The organism is Vicinamibacterales bacterium, assembly GCA_036504215.1.
Lineage (GTDB): Bacteria > Acidobacteriota > Vicinamibacteria > Vicinamibacterales > Fen-181 > FEN-299.
Window position 1 is genome coordinate 1 of record DASXVO010000033.1, and the last position, 20,949, is coordinate 20,949.

Here is a 20,949-nt window from a genome sequence, read left to right on the forward strand (position 1 = left end):
TTTGGCTCCAAGGCCAGGGGCGACTCTCGGCCGGACTCTGATCTCGACGTACTCGTGGTCGTCACCGGTGATCGCGTGGGGGCTGAAGACCTGGCCATCGACATTGCGTTCGACATCAACGTCGCGAGCGATCTCTACATCCCGCCGCGCGTCGTCACCGCCGGTTCTCTGGCCGACCCGGTGTGGCGAACCACCCTCTTCGTTCAGACCGTCACCCGCGAGGGCCTACCGCTGTGACCCCAGAAGCCGGCGACATCGCTCGGCACAACACACAAATCCACACAGCCGCCGGTCGCACTTCAGGGTAGGCTCCTCCTCGAGAACGAGAGAGTAGGGTCCGTGGACAACATGGCCTGACGCTGGCTCAGCGACCGCAGAATCGCATCGAGTACCAAGTCCAGGTCTCTTCCTACATCCTCCGCCAGGAATCGCAGCACGAAGTAGCCGTTCTCCTGCAGCAACTGGTCCTTCCTGCGGTCTCGCCGGTAGGCCTCCGGATCTGCCAGGTGCTGGCCTCCGTCCAGCTCAACAGCGACGCGGGTCTCAGCGCTGAGCAAGTCGACTTCCAGCCGCCCCTGCCCGTCGAACGGAATCGGTAGGGACTCGTTCAGCGTGAACCGCCCCTTGGTCTCGATCAGCGTTTCCAACCGTCGGAACAGGAACTCCTCCGTGGCGCTGCGGGCGCGTTCGGCTCCTTCGGCATCCGGTGGCACGGCGCGCGCCGCATGCACGAACAGGCTTGCCAGCGGCACATCGACGCCGTCCCGCACAAGCCTCCGAACGCTGCCTGAGTAGTCGCGCTTCCAGACCGGGTCCGATGGCAGGACCACATCCGCCGGCCACCCCGGTATGGCGCTCGCCGGCAGGAGAATGGTGTAGCCGATCGCCTCATAGCCACGGCAGCGCCGGTCGAACATGCGCGCCAGCATCGGTACGTCCAGGTCCGCGTAGTCGTACACCCGGACCTCTCGCTTCCCGTCATAGAGGCGATGCAGGCGGCCGGAGTATTGCGCGATCGTCCCGCGCCATGAGACCGGCAACGTCAGAAACAGCGTGTCCAGCCGGGGATCATCGAATCCCTCCCCCACGTACTTGCCGGTTGCCAGAATGACGCGGGCGTCCTCGCGCGGAATGGCCTCCAACTGGCCCGCGAGAGCTTGCCGCTGCTTCTTGCCCATCCCCGCACGCAGGACCACCAAGTGCCGCACTTTCCCAACGAGCCCGCTTTCGAGGCGGTCGAGATGGTCGTTCCGCTCTGTCAACACGAGCGGCGACCGGCCGCTGTCCACCGACGCGACGATGTCGTCGCAAATGCGACGATTGCGAGAATCGTCATCGACCAATTCCTGGTAGATCGCCTGGAACTCCACACGCCTGTCGGGATCGGGACTCCTGCTCGACATGAAGGCCGTCGGCTGCACGAGGACGAAATGTTCAAAGGGGCGTGCCGCCGCCTGGGCTCTTGCGTTGTCCCGATAACGGACGGGCCCGCACTGCATGAAGATGATGGGATGGTGGCCGTCCTTCCGCGCAACTGTCGCTGACAGGCCCGCGACGAAACGCGCCTTGGCTTGTCGCGCCACCTGCTCGAAGCTGTGCGCCGACAGGTGATGGCACTCGTCGACGATCAGATGGCCGTACTCGGCCACGCGATCATCGACAACACCCTTCTTCACAAGGCTCTGAATGATCGCGACGTCGAGCAACCCGGTGGCTCGGCTTCGCCCGCCCCCAATGCGACCGATGGATTTCGCCGGCACATCAAGAAACGTCGAGAGCCGCTCGACCCACTGGTCCAGCAGTTGACGCCGGTGCACGAGCACGAGGGTGTTCACGCCCCGCTGGGCGATCAGCCAGGCACCGATGACCGTCTTGCCAAAGGCCGTGGTGGCGGCCAGGACGCCGGTCTCGTGGGCCAGCATCGCACGCGTTGCTGTCAGTTGCTCGGGTCGGAGTTCACCGTGAAAGCTCACATCCAACGGCCGACCGGCGTAGCGCTCGTCCCGAAGGACCGAACAAACGCCGAGGTCGGTCAGGGTCTGACGAACCTCGTCGAGGCACCCTCGCGGCAAGCCGATGTGGTGCGGATGGTCCTCTGCGCAGGCGATGATGCGTGGCTTGTCGTAGGTCGACAGGCGCATCGCCTGGGCTCTGTAGAACTCAGGATTCTGAAACGCCGCGAGACGCAGCAGCCGATTTCGGAGGCCGGGATGTAGACCGTCCTTGGCGATGTAGATCTGATTGCCAAGAACCAGTTCCAGGGTCTGCGGGAGTTCGCCGACGATTGGCGGCTCCTTGCGGCGGCGCGACGGAGGGGCTGTCCACGGCTCGTCTTCTCCCTCATCCTGTGGCGGCAGCCGCACGCCGAGGATGCGACCGCGCCGTTCGGCCTCCTGAACGATCCCCTCAATCTGTAGGCGGCCTATCCTACGCACGCGTGCGAGGAACGCCCATTGGTCGGCCCATGGCGCGAACGCGTCATCGAGGAAGACGCTGTTGCCCTGCTCGCGGGGTCGTTTCTAAAGGGGCAATGCGATCAGGTTGCCAAATCCCCCTTGCGGCATCGTGTCCTGGTTCGGAAAGAGACGCTCATACGAATCCAGTCCGATGTCGGGCCGGCGTTCCATGGTCTCGGTCAGAAGATGCGAGCCAAGCCGGCGGGCCAGCGCAGCAGGAACAGCGTCCTCGAAGAAGATCCATACGTGTCCGCCTCGTCCTGACCGAGAGCGTTCGAGTTCGGCGGGCACATCCAGCCGACGGCACGTGTCGAGGAACGCCGCAGCATCCTCGGACCAGCTGCCCTTGTCGAAGTCGAGGGCAAGGAAGACGCAGGTCTCATCCAGAAGGAGTGGGTAGACGCCCGCGACGAAGGGCTGGCCGTCGTCATCTTGACCAGACAAGTGCCAACGGATGACCTCATCGGTCACCGGAAGGAAGCGACGATGGGGGCACTCGGCGCACTTGATGCGGGGCTTCTCGCAGACGCCGCGCACCCACTCGCTCGCGCATGCGGGCGCATACCCGGCCTTGCCGGTCCTCCGGCTCTCGAATCGACGCGGGTATACGTCTTCGCGCCCGCGGAAGAGCGACCGGAAGAGCCCGATCTTCGCCTCCGATGAAGATCGGCGGTCGACCGATTGAGGGTCATCGCTCATCCCAGCGCCGTCGCCTCTCGCGATCCCCTCGCGGTAGATTCATGCCTTGAGCACCAGCCGCCCGAGCTTCTCTCAGTAGACCTCCCGCGAACCTTCACGCGGCAAACGGATTCCGGATCGTGAGGCGGCCGCCGATAACCTGGCCTGATTGCATATCCTCCGAGTAGAGCGTGCGGCAGTCCGCTTCAAGGGCAGTCGCGACGATGAGAGCGTCGTAGATGTGAAACCCATGGCGCACTGCCAGTCGGAGCGCTGCGTCATGCGTCTCTACGGTCATAGGGACCACTGATGGGCACAGGATCCTGAGCGCGCCCAGCGCGCGAGTAATGTCCTGCCACGTCATCTTAAGCTTGCGATGCGCAACTGAAGCCAGCTCATTCAAAACCTGGACGCTGACAATGCCACCCTGCTGGACCAGTGCCTCAGCAACCGGCGTCCGCACAGCGTCCTGCCCGATGGTGTACAGGAGGATGTTGGTATCGAGGAAGACCTTGTCGCTCATCGTTCGTTCGCCGATTCACGGTCGAACGTGAATCCCTCTGGGAGGGCGCGGCGCAGTCGCCGAAGGCGTTCAATGGCCCTTCCCGCCCGCCGGTCCCGACTCACGCCGAACGCCCGATCGCCCGCGACGACGATCTCGATCTGGTCGCCCTCCTTCAGTTCCAACGCCTCGACGACCGCTGCGGGCAGCCGAACGGCGAGACTGTTACCCCATTTCGCAACCTGCATGAGACGTCCTCCTCGAGTGGATATACACGGATCGAAGTATATCATTTCCGACACACTTCCTCTGTTTCGGCGGATCGACGGGAGTGGCGCTCGCGGCGCCCCCGATGCCCGGGTAGCTGACTCCCTCAGCGCTCCCGCCCGAGAAAGCCGTCGGACTGGCAGCGGTGGCAAGACGACCGGCCACCCGGTGTCCTCAGAGGGGGTCGGCCGGGTTATCCCCTTGGATGCCCGTCATCGTCGCCGGTGAGTTCTCGCTCGAGTTGGTCGAGCGGAGGGAGGGTCGCGAGAACAAGATAGACGCGGGCGTCCTTGGTCACAACGGTCGCGCCTCCTGGAGAATCCGGCGCCGAAGCAGCCAATACAGCCCGTCCTCCGTCACGACGTCGACCTTCCGTCCCAACAACCGCTCCAACTCCGCGACGAGCGCGGCAGGAAACCACGGGCTCGTCTCTTCGCCCGCCGAGACGAGCAGATCGATATCGCTGTGCTCGGTCGCCTCACCCCGCGCGACCCACCCAAATACCCGCACGTCGCGAGCGTTCTGTCGCTCGGCGATCCGGACGATCTCGTCGCGCTCCGTTTGGACGATCTCTGTCGTCGTCATCACGACCCCAACTACACGCCCTGCCGGGTCCAACCGCAGACGTTACGCACGCCGACGTCTTACGCCGAGATCCGGCGTCGCGTGCGGACCGGGTGCCTAAAGGACCCGTCCCGCCGCGCTTATCGGCGACGTGTGCTTCAGGGGCAAACGTGGAGACGCAAGCTCGCGTTTGGACCAATGTTTACGGGCCTGAATCGTCGCTTCGCGGCCGGAACCTTGAGACGGTGTCGGCCCTAGATCCTCGCCGAACCCGGCGCCAAACCGGATCAGGACCCGAGCCCGCCGCGTCAGGGAGAATGCCCTGAGCGATCGCCCGAAGGGCGCGAGTCGAAGGGCAAGACGCCAACAGCCGACTTCGTCTACGTCCTCCGCTGCAGTGACGGCACCCTCTACACCGGCTCGACCAACGACGTCAGCGAACGCGAAAATAGGCACAACGCCGGCCGTGGCGCGAAGTACACGGCGGCGCGCCGTCCAGTGCGAGTGGTGTACTCCGATATCCACGACTCCCGCTCGGCTGCCCAGAAACGCGAGGCGCAACTGAAACGCTGGACTCGTTCAAAGAAGGAAGCCCTCATTGCCGCGAACCCCAGGACGTTGCACCGCCTCGCCATGCGCCGCCAGCCCTGACCTCGACGGACACCTCAAGTCCGGCTCCGGCCGCTCCTCGACTGCGCTCGGGACGGTCCTGAGCAACGTCGAAGGACCGCGCCTTTGCGCAGCGGCACTTCTGAGACCTCACCGACGACATGTGCGGTCCGGATGGCCGAAGCGTGCTGAGGGCCCGTTGCGAACGAATTGACGTGCTATCATCGCCCGTCCGAATCGGGCTGCGCCGCATCCCGGATTCACATTCCTGTCATGCCGAAGTCCGAGCACAAGCGCCCCGTGTCGCGAGAGTCCCGATCCTCTCAGAACGCTGATGACAGCCCGCGCCCGTTCCTGAAATGGGCCGGCGGCAAGCGCCAGCTCCTGCCGCGCTTGCGGAGATTCTATCCGGATCAGTTCGGCAACTACTTCGAACCGTTCGTCGGAAGCGGCGCGGTCTTCTTCGACCTCCACGCTCGCGGTTTGCTGAAAGGGCGCGACGCACTCCTCATCGATAACAGTCAGGACCTGGTCGGTTGTTACCGCGCGGTTCGCGACCAGGCTGAGGTTCTCATTCGCGGTCTGAGAACACTGGCGAAGGAGCGTCAGAGCGACCCGGCCGTGCACTACTACGACGTAAGAGATCGCAGGTTCAATCCCATGCGTTCGCATCTCCGCGATCAGGAACCTCGGCCGCTCGCCGACGCCTACACCCCGGAGCTCGCGGCGATGCTCATCTACCTGAACCGTACCGGCTTCAACGGATTGTTCCGTCAGAACGCTCGTGGCGGCTTCAACGTGCCGGTTGGGCGGTACGTCAACCCTCGGATCTGCGATGCCGCCAATCTGCGCAACGCCGCGGCGGCACTTTCTCGTACGCGAACACGTATTCTTCTCGGCGACTTCTCGACGGTCCTGGGGCAGGCGAAGGTAGACGATTTCGTCTATTTCGATCCGCCATATGCACCGCTGAGCGCTACAGCATCCTTCACGTCCTACACCTCCGGCGGATTCGGAGAGGAGGAGCAGGTTCGCCTTCAGAAGGTGGTCATCGACCTCGCGAACCGAGGCTGCAAGGTCGTCCTCAGCAACTCCACGGCACCACTGATCGAGCGGCTCTACGAGCGTGATGAGACAGCTCGTCGAGCGGGACTGTCGGCCCATCGCGTCCCTGCCAGGCGTGCGATCAACTCGAAGGCTTCCGCGCGGGGACAGGTTCTTGAATACATCATCACGAACGTTCCCGAGCGCGGGGAGTAACGAGCGATGGCCGGAAAAGCGGCGGCCGTTGCGAACGGCGAAGAGAAGATCCCATCCACGATCCTGGACATCAACGCCTGGCCCATTCCCGGAATTCTCGTATTCGCTGGCGAGGGATTCTCCGCCCAGATGCGGTCCTACCTGTATTCGACCGGCAAGGCGGTCGGGTTCGAGGATCTGGAAGCGTGGCTGCGGCTCTTCTTCGGATTGCCCGACGCAGCATTGCCGCCGAACTGTGCACCCGAGGCGACCGCCTGACGGCGCACCCTGCGGTTCGGTCCTCGCGGCCGAACGATGGTCGCGACCGAGGACCAAGACCTTGTTCGCGACGAGCGCCTTGTTCCCGTGCGTGAGCGCGGCGCGCAACGCGGCGACGACACCAAGCTGCTCTCGGTGGTCCGGTGTCCGTCCGTGGACGGCGTCACCGCGGCGAGGTCAGACGCCGGGCCTCATGGTTCGCCACGACCCGTTGGTGTTCCAGGGCTTCGGCCCCCACACGATTCCGTCCTGTCGTTCGTGATTTCCGGATCGTTCCGGGTCTTCAATTCTCCGAACATCGGCCAGGCGGAACGCGGGCTTTGCTGGTTCCAGCACGGGAAAGCGCCCGCGACCGCGACCAGCGTCACGGCCGACGCCCGGACCATCGAACACGACAGCGTGGTCATGAGCGCCTCGGCACACGAACGATGGCCGACCTGCTGCGCAGCGGGCGCGACGACGGCAAGAGGTAGAATGAAGTGCTCGTCCGGTTGGCCAGGCGCCACAATGGTGGAATCATCATGACAAGAACGACTTGGGGATTGCGGTTGGCGATCGGAGCGATCGTCGTGGCGGCAGCATCAGCGGCGGTGCACGGACAGATACCGATGGAACGCGTCCTCCAGCGAGTGGCCATCCCGTCGAACGGCGGCCTCCGCGGCCTGGTCGACATCGTCGGATTCCCGCAGACCGCCGAACAGATGACGGCAATCGGCGGGATGTGCGAGCGCGCGGAGAAGGACGAACTCGCGGCCGTCAGGCAGCGATACGGATGGACGGAGGACGCGAAGCTGGTGGCCGGATGGAGCCCGCACGACGACTACATGTTGGCGGGCCGGGTCTACGCGCACATCGCGCGCTACATCAAGGCTCGAACGGTCATCCTGATCGGCAACGCCCATTGGTCGGAAGCCTTCGGCGTGCGCGGCAAACTCATTTTCGACGACTTCGAACGCTGGCGGGGCCCGTACGCGCCGGTCCGTGTCTCGTCGGCGCGCGCCGAGATCCTGGCGCACCTTCCGGCCTCGAGCCAGACCGTCAGCCGGCCGATCATGGAGACCGAGCATTCGCTGGAAGCCCTCATCCCGTTCCTGCAGTACTACAACCGCGATGTCGAGATCGTTCCGATCCTGGTCCCGTTCATGCCATGGAACGACCTCCACGCCCGGGCGGCCGAGCTGTCGCAGGCGCTGGCGGCGGTGATGGCCGCGCATCGCTGGACACTCGGGCAGGACGTCGCGGTGTTCGTGTCCGGCGACGGTCAGCACTACGGCGACTACGGGTGGAGCTACTACAACTACCATCCGTCCGGCTGTGACGGCGTGGGCTACGTCAAGGCCACCGAGCTCGATCAGCGCCTCGTGTCGAGCTACCTGGCTGGCGCCGTGAGCAGCGACAAACTGAAGGGGCTGTTCTCCGAACTCGTGAACCAGGAGGACATCGACCAGTACAAGGTCACCTGGTGCGGACGGTTTGCCGTCCCCTTCGGCGTCCAATTCGCCGGGCTGCTGACCGAGGCGGTCGAGCATCGAACGCTCACCGGCTATCCGTTGCGGGAAGGGACCAGCCTCTCGTTCCCGTGGCTGCCGCTCGAATCGATGAAACTCGGCCTGACGGGCGACGCCAACCTTCACCACTTCGTGACCTACCAGGCCGTCGGGTTCAAGTGACCCGACCCGGCCAGATTCGGTAAGATTGATGGGTACAGCCCCTAAAGGAGAACAGATGACCAGGCACGTACACCTCGCCGAGTGGGTGAACCAGGTAGCGGCGCTCTGCCAGCCGGACCAGGTTCGCTGGTGCGACGGCTCGCCCGAGGAATATCAGCTCATGCTCCGTCTCATGGTGCAGGCCGGCACGGCCATCTCCATGAACCACGTTCGTCCCAACAGCATCTTCGTTCGGTCCGATCCCGCGGACGTCGCGAGAGTCGAGGATCGGACTTACATCTGCGCGAAGCGCAAGGAAGACGCAGGCCCGACCAACAACTGGGCCGACCCCGAGGAAATGAAAGCGACGCTGTCCAAGCTGTTCGCCGGGTCGATGAAGGGACGCACGCTGTACGTGATCCCGTACAGCATGGGCCCCGTCGGCTCGCCCATCGCGAAGATCGGTGTCGAGTTGACCGACTCACCGTACGTCGTCGCGAACATGCACATCATGACGCGCGTCGGGTCGAAGGTCCTCGACGCGCTGGGCGAGAACGGTGAGTTCGTCAAGGGACTCCACTCGGTCGGTGCGCCGCTCACCGGGAACGACCCGGACTTGCCGTGGCCGTGCAGCGCCGACAACAAGTACATCTGCCACTTCCCGGACACGCGCGAAATCTGGTCGTTCGGCTCGGGCTACGGCGGCAACGCCCTCCTCGGCAAGAAGTGTCACGCGCTGCGCATCGCGTCGGTGCAGGCGCGCGACGAGGGCTGGCTCGCCGAGCACATGCTGATCCTGAAGCTGACGAGCCCGAAAGGCGAGGTGCGGTACGTGACGGGGGCCTTCCCCTCGGCGTGCGGCAAGACGAACCTGGCGATGCTCGTGCCCACGGTCCCCGGCTGGAAGGTCGAAACGATCGGCGACGACATCGCGTGGATGAAGTTCGGCCCGGACGGCCGGCTCTACGCCATCAACCCGGAGGCCGGGTTCTTCGGCGTCGCCCCCGGAACGAGCATGAAGTCGAATCCCAACGCCCTGCTCTCACTGAAGGCGAATTCGATCTTCACCAACTGCGCGATGACGCCTGACGGCGACGTCTGGTGGGAGTATCTGACCGACAAGGAGCCGCCAGAACTCATGGACTGGCTGCGGCGGCCCTGGCGTCCTGGAATCGGCCGGAAGGCCGCGCACCCGAACTCGCGCTTCACCGCACCAGCGAAGCAATGCCCGGTCATCGCACCGGAATGGGAAGACCCGAAGGGCGTGCCGATCTCGGCCATGCTGTTCGGCGGACGCCGCGCCACCGTAGTGCCGCTCGTCACCGAGGCGTTCAACTGGCAGCACGGCACGTTCCTCGGCTCGATCATGGGAAGCGAGACCACCGCGGCGGCCGCGGGCAAGGTGGGTCAACTGCGCCGCGACCCGTTCGCCATGCTGCCGTTCTGCGGCTACCACATGGGCGACTACTTCGCGCACTGGCTGAAGGTTGGCGCCAGCGCCGATCCGGCCGCGCTGCCTCGCCTCTACTACGTGAACTGGTTCCGCCAGGACGCCAACGGCCAGTTCCTGTGGCCGGGCTACGGCGACAACAGCCGGGTGTTGAAGTGGGTGTTCGAGCGCGTGACCGGGACGGGGCAGGCGGTGGACACACCGATTGGCTGCCTGCCCGCGCCGGGCGCTCTGGACCTCAGGAACCTCGACATCACGAAGGCCGCGATGGACATCTTGCTGAAGGTGGACGTCGACGGCTGGCTGGCTGAACTCCCGTCGATCAAGCAGCACTACGAGCGCTTCGGCGACCGCCTGCCCGCAGGCCTCATCGCCGAACTCGGTGCGCTCGAACAGCGGCTCGTCGCGGCGCGCGGGTAACGCGCACCGCGCACGCAGAACGAGGGGCGGAACTTTGCGAGTCGACCAACTCGCCTCGGTTTCGCCCCTTTCCTGTCTGCCCGCTGCCTACCCGCCCACCCGCCTGTTGTACTGCTCCTCGAGCCCCCGATAGTCGGTCTTGCCGGTCCCGAGAACCGGAATCGAATCAACGTGGATGATCTGGCGGATGTTGTAGAGCGGGCTCAGCCCGGCCGCTCGCAGGATCTGGTTGACCCCTTCGCGCGTCGCCTCCCGGCAGGTGAACAGCGCAATCTCCGGATTCTCAGCCGGCCCGACGGTCTCAACCGCAAGCACCGGACCTTCGTCCCGGGCAGTCGCGAGATGAGGGAGCAACACGGCCTCGATTGCCGGGAGCGAGATCATCTCACCGCCGAGCTTCACGAAGCGCTTGAGGCGGCCCTCGAAGAAGATCACCCCGTGCTCATCCTGCCGGACCAGGTCCCCCGTGCGATACCATGACCGCCCGTCCCACTCCACGAAGGGCGACTCGCCGCTGTAGTTCAGGTACCCGCTGAAGATGCTGGGGCCCCGGACCATGAGCATTCCGGTCTCGCCTGGCGCGACCGGCGTGCCCGACTCGAGCCCCAGCACGACGCCGTCCACTGTTGGCATCAACCGCCCAATGCTCCCAGGCACGGGTGCCTCCGGCCGGTTCGCCGACACGATCGGCGAACACTCGGTGATGCCATAGCCTTCCAGGATCGTGGCACCGGGACATTGAGCACGGAGCGCCTGGTAGACACCGTCCGAGCACTTCTCGGCCCCGGTCACCGCCAACCGCAGCGAGGACATCTGCTCGCGCGTGGCCGCCCGGACGATGCCGTGGAGGAAGGTCGGGGTGCCAACGAGCATGGTGACGCGATAGCCGGCAACCACGCGGGCGAGCACCGCCGCCTCGGTTGGATTCGGGTGATACACGGCTCTGAGACCGCTGCACAGCGGCAGGATCGTCGTGACGGTGATGCCGAACGAATGGAACGGCGGCAGCATCCCGATGATCACATCCCTCCGGTCCAGCGGGACGACCGAGAGGACGTCGCGCACGTTCGTCAGGATGTTCTCGTGGGTCAGCGGCACGGCCTTCGGCAGGCTCTCCGAGCCGCTCGTGAACAACACGACCGCCTGTTCCGGCGGCGGGGTTTCCCTGAGTGCGCCCCAACTGATGTAGCTTCGGACGAGCGCCGCGAGCTTCCGCCCCGTCGTGACCGTCGCTCGCAGATCCTCGGCGAAGAGGAACCGGCCGCCCAGCGCCGACAGATCGACGCCGGTGGCTTCGAGCTTCGAGAGCAGCGCCTTGGCGGTGATCACGCGTCCGACGCCCAGCAGGTCGAGGGCGTGGACGAGGTTGCGGGATCCGGTCGTCCAGTTGATCATCACGGGCGTCTTCCCGGCAAAGAGCACCGCCAGGTAGAAGAGGCCCGCACCAACCGACGCGGGGAGCATGATGCCGACGTACTGCCCCTGCAGATCGCGCAGGGCCGGCACGAGCACGAGCAGGCCGATGACGAGCTTGCGATACGTCGTCTCGCCGCTCGTCTGGTCCGCGAGGATCAGCTGTCCCGGCCCGCGCGCCGCCTGGTTCAGGAACACGTCGGTGATCGTCGCGCCGTCGGCAGCGGCCACCCGGTCCGTGCCGCCTGACGCCAGCCACGCCGCGCTGGCACGCCTCAGCTCCGACTCGATCGCCGAGGTGCCTTTTCCGGACGCGGCCAGCACGACGTCGCCCACCGTGACGAGGCTTTCGGGCGTGCCGACGGAGAACCCGAATTCCTTCTCGATCCACATCACCAGTTCCGCGGCGGCGAGGCTGTCGAGGCCGAGGTCCTGTGCAAGCCGATCGGTCAGGCCCAGGTCGGCGCGGCCGGTGAGCCGTGACAGTTCCTCGACCACGATCCGCCGCGTGCCCTCCGGCATCTGCTCCGGGTCACCGGCCATCCGCCGCACCTGCGGATCCGGCAGTTCGCGGGGTCCACTCTTCTCCCAGAAGCCGTAGGGCACGTAGGTATTCCTGGGCGCGCGGGCATTGTAGAACTCCTCCAGGTACCGGTTGATCGCCATGCGGTCCTGGTCGCGCGGAAAGTCCGCCGGTTCGACGAACTCGATGAGAACCGGCCGGCGCGGCATGAAGAGCACGCCGTTCAGCAGCAGGAGTTTCAGACCCCGCAACGCTGTGGCCACGGCATCCGGCATGCGCCCGTTGAAGGCGAGACTGAAGCTACTGCCCCACAGCCCTGTCTGGCGCACCAGCACGACGCGCGCGTCGGGGACCGCCTTGACGAGGATGTCGGTACCGCTGGCGGCCCGGATCTCCTCGAGGTAATGCTGGCGCAGGCGACCGGCCGGATAGAAGAGGAGGTTCTCGCCCGACCGAAGGCCGGCGATCGTGTCGTCGAGGGCACGAAGGGTGGCGTCCATCACCGACAGACCCTGGCGCTCCATGTTCGGGAGCACGCGGACACCGAACAGCCGCGCCAGCGCCCCGATGATCGGGCGCGAGACCTGATACTCGTCCCCGAGCGCACGCGGGTGAAAGCCCCGGTCCAGCACGACCATCAGGATGGCAGGATCGACCAGCGCGAGATGGCTGGGGAGAAACAGAACGGCGCGTGTGCCCTTCGCGCGCACCTGGTCGAGGCCGCGCACCTCGATTCTGTACCGCAGCGAGAAGAGCGCCCGCCCGATCAACGAGAGCAGCAGCCGCAGACCGTTCCGCACCATGGACATCCTCACCGGAACATGAAGGAGGGACCCGGGAAGATTACACCAATCGCTTGTGCATCAGGATCTCTGACGCGCCGTCGATGATGTAGTCGGGGAATTCGCCGACCTGGTGGTAGCCCTGCCGCTCGTAGAACCCGCGGGCGCGGGGATTGAAGGACGACACGCAGAGGAAGAAATGGCGGGCAGGCGGTGAGACGCGGCGCTCGCAGAACTCGAGCAGCGCGGCCCCGACGCCGCGACTGCGCCACGCGGGCGCGACGGCAATCGACGCCAGATACGGCGACCCGGCAAGTCCGCGCGGATGGACCACCGCGAACCCGCAGGGCTCACCAGGCGACTGAGTGGCACGGGCGTCCCGCCCGTGCACATCGCGAGCGACGATCACATCGACGTCGGACCTGTGGCAGACGGCGCGGCACTGCTCCAACCCTCGCCTCAGCGTCACCCACGGATCAGAGGCGGCCATCAACCGCGCGCACCACTCACGGTCCGCGTCGGTGGCCGCCGTCATCTCGAACGTTGCGCTCACTCCGTCTTCTTCTTGGCCCTGGGCTTGGCCGGGGCTTTCGCCTTCCGGTTGGGGCCGGCCGCCTTCCGCGCCCCGCCTGAGGCGCGGCGCCGCTTTGGCGCGGCATCGACCGGCGCAGCCTCGGCGTCCCCGACCACCGGCTCCGCCGAGGTCCCGGTCGTGGGACCGGTGGGTTCCGCATCGATGATGGGCAACTGCTCGGGCTCGAGCGGCAACCGGCCGGTGGATTCAGCCGTCGCGCTGCCCGTCACCACGCCCTCGCCCTCCTGATCGGCGACCGGAGACTCCCCGATCACCGCCTCCTGCACCGTCGCCGAGGACGCGGTCGCCGGGCGCTGCAAAACCGCCCCTGGGAACACGCGCAACACTCCCTGCCGGTCGCGTTCGAGGCGCAAGAGACCATCACGCTGACAGCCACGGAGCAGATCCAGGATGCCGCCGAACCCGTACCGGCGCTCGTCGAAGCCGGCTTCGGCCGCGCGAAGCAACTGCTTGACGTTGCGGACATACATCGGCCACCGCAGCGGCGTGGTGGCGTTCTCGATGACGCGCCGCAGCAGGGTGACGGCCTCGGCCTGCTGCGCCGCCAGCGCTTCGCCCGCACCGGGCACGTATGGTGGCGCTGCCGGCTCTGGCGCGCTCTCGTGAACGGGACGCTCCTCGGCCGGAGCTTCGTGCTCGGGCGGCGGGCGATGAGCGGCCGGTTGTTCCTGCGGCCGTTCGTGCTGGCGGTCGTGATGATGATCCTGGCGACGATCGTGGTGCCTCTCGGCCTGGCGTTCCGGCGCCGCCTGCGCGCCATCGGTCGTCTCGTCGGCCGGCTCGGGCTCCTTGATCTCGACGAGGAGGTTGCGCCCCGACTGGTTGAGACGCAACAGGCCCGCCTGCGCCAGCTTCTCGGCGAAGTCGCGGAACGAACCCGCCCCGTAGCTCTTCTCCGAGAACGTCGAGTCGAGTTGCAGCAGCGTGCTCTTCAGCAGCCCGAGTTGCGGGGTCACCTCGCGTTCCGACAGCACCTTGAGCGCCCGGCGGATCAGCGGGAACGCCCCGGTCACCGACTGCGTGCCCGACGACCGCCCGCGTTCCGGCTGACGTCGAGAGTGTCCAACGCTCACGAGGTTCTCGTACGCGATGAACTCGTGGCAGTTGCGCTGCAGGATGACGCTCGTGAACGCGCGACCGCCGACGACGATGACGGTCTTGTCGTACTGCTTGAGCTTCTCCACCAGGCTGAGGAAGTCGCTGTCGCCGCCGACGATCACGTAGGCATTGATGTGATCGTGGGTGAGCGCCATCTCGAGGGCGTCGAGGGCGAGGTTGATGTCCGCGCCGTTCTTGTCGCCGCCCGGCGTCAGGTTGCGCTGCACCATCTTGATGGCGTGCTGCGTGAGCAGTCGGCTGTAGTCGCCGGCGCGCGTCCAGTCGCCGTACGCCACCTTGGTCACCACCTCGCCTCGTTCCTTGATCGCTTCGAGGACGGTGCCGACGTCGAAGGCGACGCCGAGCGTGGTCTTGACGCCAATCTCGATGTTGTCGAAATCCACGAATACCGCAATCTTCAATCGTTCTTCCGTCACGTTCTCGTCCTCGCCCGTCGCGCCGGTTTCACGGCGGACCGCCCCGTTCTGCCGGCAACCGTCTGGCTGCATCCGGGCATTCGATACGGGGTGGCCCGGCGCGGAATCGCGCCGGCAATTATCGTGCTCCTCCCACTGAGCGCAGTCGGGACAGGGGCAGGCGTTGCAGGATTCAGCCGTCACGCACGCAGGCGGGGCACCGCAGGGCCCACCGGCCGGGACACGAAGCCCGGGTGCGCGCGTCGGCCAGCCGGCCGCTTGCATGCGCTACGCGGCCGGTCTGGGTTACAGGTTCCTCGATGCGGAGTGTCACCGGTAGAGCGCTAGTCCTGCTCCTCGTCCTCGGTACCACTCGCGCTGGTGGCGAAGTCGTCGAACTCGATGGCGGCTTCCTCGCCGTCGTCGATGTCCAACACCCGGCCGGTATTGCGCTCGGGAATGGGCCCGCGCGGACGCGCCTCGACCTTGGTCGGACGACGGGCTGGTCCCTTGCTGGTGCGACGCGGCGCCGGAGGCCCGAAGTTGCGCGCCGGCCGATCGCCGGACGCCGCCCCCCCCCCGTCGCCCATGGGCGCGGACGGCCGATAGGACATCGGAGGTCGCGGCCCCGCCGAACGATCTTCTCTGGCCCTGGCCTCGCTCACCGCGAGGTTGCGGCCCTTGAAGGGCTGCATGTTGAACCGGCGGATCACTTCTTCAGCGACCGCCCGGTCCGTGAACTCGACGAACGCAAACCCTCGTGGCCTTCCCGTCTCCCTGTCGAGCGGAAGCACTACCTCCGATGGAGGTGTGATCACGCCCAGATGGGCGCGTAACTCCGCGTCAGTCGTGTCGTAGGGAAGGTTTCCAATGAACAGACGGACAGCCAATCGTTCCTCTCGCATTGAACCAATTGTGGTCAGCACGCGCCGCACACGCGGCGCACCTCGTGCCCGGACGGGCACGGAACCAGCCCGACGGGCGGACGGATCCGGCAGTCATCATTGCAGAACTGCCCTATCCGGTTCAAGCATATACGGGAATTGGGCGCGCAAGGCGCTGCCCGTCCACGACCCCTCCGCCCCGGCGACGGCCTCCGGCGTCCCGGTGGCCACGACCCGCCCGCCGCCGTCGCCGCCCTCCGGTCCGAGGTCGATCACCCAGTCCGACGCCCGAACAACATCCAGGTTGTGCTCGACGACCACGACGGTGTGTCCCGCTTCGACCAGGCGGTCGAACACCTGCAGCAGCCGGCCCACGTCGTCGAAGTGCAGGCCGGTCGTCGGCTCGTCGAAGAGGAACAGCGTGGCACCGTTCGACTCCTTCATCAGCTCGGAGGCCAGCATCAGCCGCTGGCGCTCGCCGCCGGACAGCGTGTCGGCGCCCTGGCCGAGTCGAAGATAGCCAAGGCCCAACTCCTCGAGGAGAGCCAGCGGTTTCGCTATCGCCCCGTCCCGTGCGAAGAAGCGGTGCGCATCGCGCGCCGTCATGTCGAGCACGTCGGCAATCGACCGGTCCTGGTACCGGCAGGCGAGCGCCGCCGGCTGATACCGCTGTCCGCCGCAGTCGGCACAGGGCACCCAGACGTCGGGAAGGAAATCCATGCTGACGCGGATGCGGCCCGCTCCTTCACAGCGGTCACAGCGCCCGCCCTTCGTGTTCGTCGAGAAATCCTTCTTCAACAGCCCTGCCGCCCGCGCGTCGATCGAAGCCGCGAACAGCTCCCGAATGCGGTCGAACACGCCGAGCATCGTGGCGGGCATGCTGGACGAGGAAGCCGCCATCCACTCGCGGTTGGCCGACACCAGGCGGACGAAGCCGGCCACGTTGGTGACCGACGCCGGCGATGGCCTGGACTCGTCTCGTGCCCACAATCCGGGAGCCAGGACGTCGAAGACGAGCGTCGACTTGCCGCTGCCCGACACGCCCGTCACCGCGATCAGGCCGCCGGAGGGCACCTCGACTGCGACGTCCCTCAGATTGTGCGTGCTCGCATGGGCAATCGACACACCCGGTCCCAGCACGCGTCGGGAATCTCGGCTCGGCAAGCGATTCCCCATCGAGCCGGTGCGGAGGTACCGCCCGGTCAGCGACGCCTCGTTCGCGGCGACGTCCGCAGGCGAACCGGTTGCCACGATGCACCCGCCCTCCTCGCCAGCACCGGGTCCGAGGTCGATAACGTGGTCCGCCGCCCGGATCACATCGACGTCGTGTTCGACGACGATGACCGTGTTGCCGGCATCGCGGAGCGAGGCGACGAGACCGAGCAACCGCTCGGTGTCGCGGGAGTGAAGGCCGACCGTCGGCTCGTCGAGCACGTACGTGATACCCGTCAGCCCGGTCCCGACCTCGCTCGCCAGCCGGATACGCTGCGCCTCGCCTGCCGAGAGCGTCGAGGCCAGCCGGTCGAGCGAGAGGTAGCCGAGACCAGCGTCCCGCAACCGCCCCAACCGCGTGCGCACGTCGCGCGTCAGATCGGTCGTTGCCGGGCCGCCGTCGTAGGTTTCGAAGAATCTCAGGCTGTCGTCGGCGCTCAGGTGCTGCAACTCCGCGATGTTCCGGCCGGCCACTCGGACCGCCAGGCGATCCGCTTTCAGGCGCGCGCCACCGCACGCCGCGCACGGCACCGCGTGCATCAACGGCTCCATGGCTTCACCACGGTGGTCGGCATGCTTCCGCTCGTATTCCTGCCCGACGTAGTCGAGTAGCCCCAGCCACTTCGCGTGGAAGCGATGCACGCCGGCCCTGGCGCCGCGCCGGTAGCGCCACTCGACGTCGAACTCGCGGTCTCCGGCGCCTCGCAGGGCCACCTGTCGGGCGGTCTCGGACAGCGCGCTCCAGGCGACGCCGAAGTCGATCTCGAGCGCAACACCGGCGGCCCGCAGGATCGCCACGTGCTGCCCGTCACGGTCTCCGTAGAACCGGCCGGTGCGGTGGCCGTCCATGGCGCCGTCGAGCAGCGACCGGTCCGGGTGGGTGATGAGCCTCGCCGGATCGCATTCGGTGACCGTGCCAAGGCCCTTGCACGCCGCGCACGCGCCCTGTTCCGCGTTCGGGGAGAACATCGTCGCCGTCAGCGGCGACGGCCCGTGCCAGCCGCAGGCCGGGCAGCGCGCCTCCGGGATCGGTACCGCGCACGTCGGGCACTCGGCCGTACCAACGCGCGCGAACAGCAGCCGGTAGTAGTCGGCAATCTCGGTCATGGTCCCGACCGTGGACCGTGGGTTTCGCGACGCCACCCGCTGCCTGATCGCCACGGCTGGCGTCAGGCCGGACACCGACTCGAACGCGGCATCACCCGTCTTCTCGAGGAAGCGCCGCGCGTATGCCGAATAGCTCTCGGTGAAGCGATTTCGGCCTTCGGCGTAGATCGTGTCGAATGCGAGCGACGACTTGCCGCTGCCCGAGACTCCCGTGATCACGGTGAACCGACCGGCGGGGATCTCGACGTCCACCCGCTTCAGGTTGTGCGTGGTCACACCGGCAAAGCGAATCGGCTCGGCGGCGACCGCCACCGGGCGCTGCGGCAACACCAGGGTTGACGCCTTCGAACCGTCGCCGCTTCTGAGCGCCATTCCGGTGGCCGAGGCCTCACAGGCTGCCACCTCGTCGGGCGTCCCGACGGCGACAAGCCGTCCGCCGCGACGACCGCCGCCCGGGCCGAGGTCGATGACGCGGTCGGCGGCCCGAATGACATCGAGGTGATGCTCGATGGTCACAACGGTGTGGCCCCGGTCGACCAGTCCGGTGATCGCGGACAGCAACACCCTGATGTCGGCCTGATGCAACCCGGTCGTCGGCTCATCGAGCACATAGAGCGTGTGGCCGCGCCCCGGCCGCCCCAGCTCGGCCGCGAGCTTCACGCGCTGGGCCTCGCCGCCGGAGAGCGTGGTGGACGGCTGCCCGAGCCGCAAGTAGCCGAGGCCAAGTGCCCGCATGACCGCCAGGATGCGGGCTGCGCGCGGCTGGCCCGACAGAATCGTTCCCGCCTCCTCGAGGGTCATCTCGAGGACGTCGTGGATCGTATGGCCGCGGTAGGTGACCTCGAGCGTCTCGTCGTTGAAGCGTCGTCCCCCGCAGGCCTCGCACACGACATCCACCGGACCGAGGAAGTGCATGCCGACCTGCAGCACGCCTGCACCCTGGCACGTCTCGCAGCGTCCTCCCGCGACGTTGAACGAGAATCGTCCCTTGCCGAACCCGCGGGCGACGGCCTCGGGCACAGCGGCGAACAGATCGCGCACGACATCCGAGAGGCCCGTGTAGGTGGCCGGGTTGGACCGCGGCGTCCGGCCGATGGGCGACTGGTCGACGTCGATCACCTTGTCGATGCGCGTCCCGCCGCCGAGCCGTCCTTCCCGCCACTGCGCGAGCATCTCCTCGACGAGACTCGACTTCCCTGCACCGGACACACCGGTGACCACGTTGAGCGCACCGGCCAGGAACTCGACGTCAACGCCCTGGAGGTTGTGCCGCATCGCGCGAACCACACGCACGACCCCGGTTCCGGACCGTCGTGCGGCCGGCGGCACAATCCGTTCGACGCCGGTCAGGAAGTTCCTCGTGCGGCTCCGCGCATCGGCGTCGCCGATTCGATCGGCCGGCCCGGAGAACAGCAGTTCCCCGCCATGCTCGCCCGCGCCCGGCCCGATATCGATCAGCCAGTCGGCGCGGCGGAGCACCGCCGGATCGTGCTCGACCACGAGGACGGTATTCCCTCGATCGCGCAACGTCGTCAGCACGTCGAGCAGGCGATTCTCATCGCGCGGGTGAAGCCCAATCGACGGCTCGTCGAACACGTAGAGCACGCCGCGCAGCTCGGATCCGACCTGCGATGCCAGCCGGAGCCGCTGTGCCTCACCGCCGGACAGCGTCGTCGAACGGCGGTCGAGCGTCAGGTGACCGAGCCCGAGGCGGTCGAGCAGGCGGATGCGTGCCAGCATCTCGGCACGAACCGGCCCGCCGACCGGCGTCTCGCGCGCAGTGAACACGACCGACTCGAGGGCCGCCTGGAGTTCCTCGGCGGGGAGCGCCGCGAACTCGGCAATGTGCCGATCGCGGAATCGAACCGCCAGGGCCTCGGGGCGGAGGCGCGTGCCGCCACAGGCCCGACACTGGAGGCTCCTGACGAACCGCAGGATGTTCCGGTTCCGGCTGCGTTTCAGGATCTGCTCCATCACCGGGAGGATGCCCTTGTAGATGCCCTCCTCTCGTGGCCTGGCGGTGATGCCGCTCCATCGGAGGCGCGACTCGAGCGGGTGCTTGCCGTACGGAATGCGGATCCGGTCGGACCCGTCGAGCACCACGCGCCGCTGCTCGTCGGTGAGGGCTTGCCACGGAACGTCCACGCTGAATCCGTGCGCGCGACACACCTGGTCGAGCACGTCGATGGTCACCTGGGAGTAGATGACGTATCCGGTCGGCGTGGTGATGACCAGCGCACCCTCACGGATGCTGCGGGACGCGTCGCGGACGATCAGGTCGGGATCGAGCCGGTCCTCGACGCCAAGTCCCTGGCACACGGGACAGGCGCCAGACGGGGTGTTGAACGAGAAGAGCGCCCGGTCGGGACGAACGCCCTCGGGTGCGTCACCAAGGCGCGCGAACAGCAATCGGAGGTCGTCGTAGAGTCCGCTGAGCGTCCCCACCGTGGAACGCGGGTTGCGGAGGGTCGTCCGCTGGTCCACGGCTATCGCCGGTGAAACGCCCGCGATCGACCGGACGGACGGCCGCGCGATGCGGCCGAGGAACTGGCGCGCATACGAGGAGAACGTCTCGAGGTATCGGCGCTGGGCCTCCCGGCAGATCGTGTCGAAGGCCAGCGATGACTTGCCCGATCCCGACACCCCGGAGACGACGACCAGCGCATCGCGTGGGATATCGACGTCAACGGCCTTCAGGTTGTGCTCGCTCGCGCCGCGGACAGAGATCAGATCCACGCCGCCATTGTACCCGCGAGCCGGGCCGGGGCAGCCAGATCCAATCCGCCGATCCAACCCGGCGTGCCCG

At 66.8% G+C, this 20,949-nt stretch carries 15 protein-coding genes; 5 read left to right on the top strand and 10 right to left on the bottom strand.

All coding sequences use genetic code 11. The annotated features are described in order from the left end of the window. Window positions 1-237, top strand: a 237-nt coding sequence (locus VGK32_08035; GenBank protein ID HEY3381702.1) for a nucleotidyltransferase domain-containing protein, incomplete at its 5' end; no start/stop codon positions are given. 62 nt (window positions 238-299) lie between these two features. On the opposite strand, the gene VGK32_08040 is transcribed toward VGK32_08035, so the two are convergent. The 5 genes from VGK32_08040 to VGK32_08060 all read right to left on the bottom strand — a co-directional run bounded on the left by VGK32_08040 (window position 300) and on the right by VGK32_08060 (window position 4,488). Further along, window positions 300-2,435 (bottom strand): DEAD/DEAH box helicase family protein, encoded by a 2,136-nt coding sequence (locus VGK32_08040; protein ID HEY3381703.1) that lies wholly within the window; start codon window positions 2,433-2,435, stop codon window positions 300-302. Between the two features lie 84 nt (window positions 2,436-2,519). Beyond that, the gene (locus VGK32_08045; protein HEY3381704.1) at window positions 2,520-2,993 is read right to left on the bottom strand and encodes a hypothetical protein; all 474 of its coding nucleotides are present in this window, start codon (window positions 2,991-2,993) and stop codon (window positions 2,520-2,522) included. A 256-nt stretch (window positions 2,994-3,249) separates the two neighbouring features. Continuing rightward, the gene (locus VGK32_08050; GenBank protein ID HEY3381705.1) at window positions 3,250-3,657 is read right to left on the bottom strand and encodes a PIN domain-containing protein; all 408 of its coding nucleotides are present in this window, start codon (window positions 3,655-3,657) and stop codon (window positions 3,250-3,252) included. Then, a complete protein-coding gene (locus VGK32_08055) occupies window positions 3,654-3,884 on the bottom strand; it encodes an AbrB/MazE/SpoVT family DNA-binding domain-containing protein (GenBank protein ID HEY3381706.1) in 231 nt (76 codons plus the stop codon). The genes VGK32_08050 and VGK32_08055 overlap by 4 nt, the downstream gene beginning before the upstream one ends. Before the next feature lie 313 nt (window positions 3,885-4,197). Then, entirely contained in the window at window positions 4,198-4,488 is a 291-nt protein-coding gene (locus VGK32_08060; protein ID HEY3381707.1) for a nucleotidyltransferase family protein, read from the bottom strand. Window positions 4,489-5,349: 861 nt separating this feature from the next. On the opposite strand from VGK32_08060, the gene VGK32_08065 reads away from it, so the two are divergent. The 4 genes from VGK32_08065 (at window position 5,350) to VGK32_08080 (ending at window position 10,113) form a co-directional block, all read left to right on the top strand. Continuing rightward, entirely contained in the window at window positions 5,350-6,336 is a 987-nt protein-coding gene (locus tag VGK32_08065) for a Dam family site-specific DNA-(adenine-N6)-methyltransferase (protein ID HEY3381708.1), read from the top strand. A gap of 6 nt (window positions 6,337-6,342) precedes the next feature. Further along, complete coding sequence (locus VGK32_08070; GenBank protein ID HEY3381709.1) at window positions 6,343-6,594, top strand: hypothetical protein; 252 nt, start codon at window positions 6,343-6,345, stop codon at window positions 6,592-6,594. Window positions 6,595-7,115: 521 nt separating this feature from the next. Next, a complete protein-coding gene (amrB, locus tag VGK32_08075) occupies window positions 7,116-8,264 on the top strand; it encodes an AmmeMemoRadiSam system protein B (protein HEY3381710.1) in 1,149 nt (382 codons plus the stop codon). A 55-nt stretch (window positions 8,265-8,319) separates the two neighbouring features. Further along, window positions 8,320-10,113 (top strand): phosphoenolpyruvate carboxykinase (GTP), encoded by a 1,794-nt coding sequence (locus VGK32_08080; protein ID HEY3381711.1) that lies wholly within the window; start codon window positions 8,320-8,322, stop codon window positions 10,111-10,113. A gap of 87 nt (window positions 10,114-10,200) precedes the next feature. Here the strand turns inward: VGK32_08080 and VGK32_08085 are convergent, their stop codons facing one another. The 5 genes from VGK32_08085 to uvrA all read right to left on the bottom strand — a co-directional run bounded on the left by VGK32_08085 (window position 10,201) and on the right by uvrA (window position 20,879). After that, on the bottom strand, window positions 10,201-12,852 hold the full coding sequence (locus VGK32_08085) for an AMP-binding protein (GenBank protein HEY3381712.1): 2,652 nt from the start codon (window positions 12,850-12,852) through the stop codon (window positions 10,201-10,203). A 40-nt stretch (window positions 12,853-12,892) separates the two neighbouring features. Next, complete coding sequence (locus VGK32_08090; GenBank protein ID HEY3381713.1) at window positions 12,893-13,384, bottom strand: N-acetyltransferase; 492 nt, start codon at window positions 13,382-13,384, stop codon at window positions 12,893-12,895. Then, complete coding sequence (locus VGK32_08095; protein ID HEY3381714.1) at window positions 13,381-15,033, bottom strand: NYN domain-containing protein; 1,653 nt, start codon at window positions 15,031-15,033, stop codon at window positions 13,381-13,383. The genes VGK32_08090 and VGK32_08095 overlap by 4 nt, the downstream gene beginning before the upstream one ends. 251 nt (window positions 15,034-15,284) lie before the next feature. Continuing rightward, window positions 15,285-15,830 carry a hypothetical protein gene (locus tag VGK32_08100; protein ID HEY3381715.1) on the bottom strand — a complete coding sequence of 182 codons (546 nt, stop codon included), beginning with the start codon at window positions 15,828-15,830 and terminating at the stop codon, window positions 15,285-15,287. A 111-nt stretch (window positions 15,831-15,941) separates the two neighbouring features. Then, window positions 15,942-20,879: an excinuclease ABC subunit UvrA gene (uvrA, locus tag VGK32_08105; protein HEY3381716.1), complete on the bottom strand. Its 4,938-nt coding sequence runs from the start codon at window positions 20,877-20,879 to the stop codon at window positions 15,942-15,944. Between the last annotated feature and the right edge of the window lie 70 nt (window positions 20,880-20,949).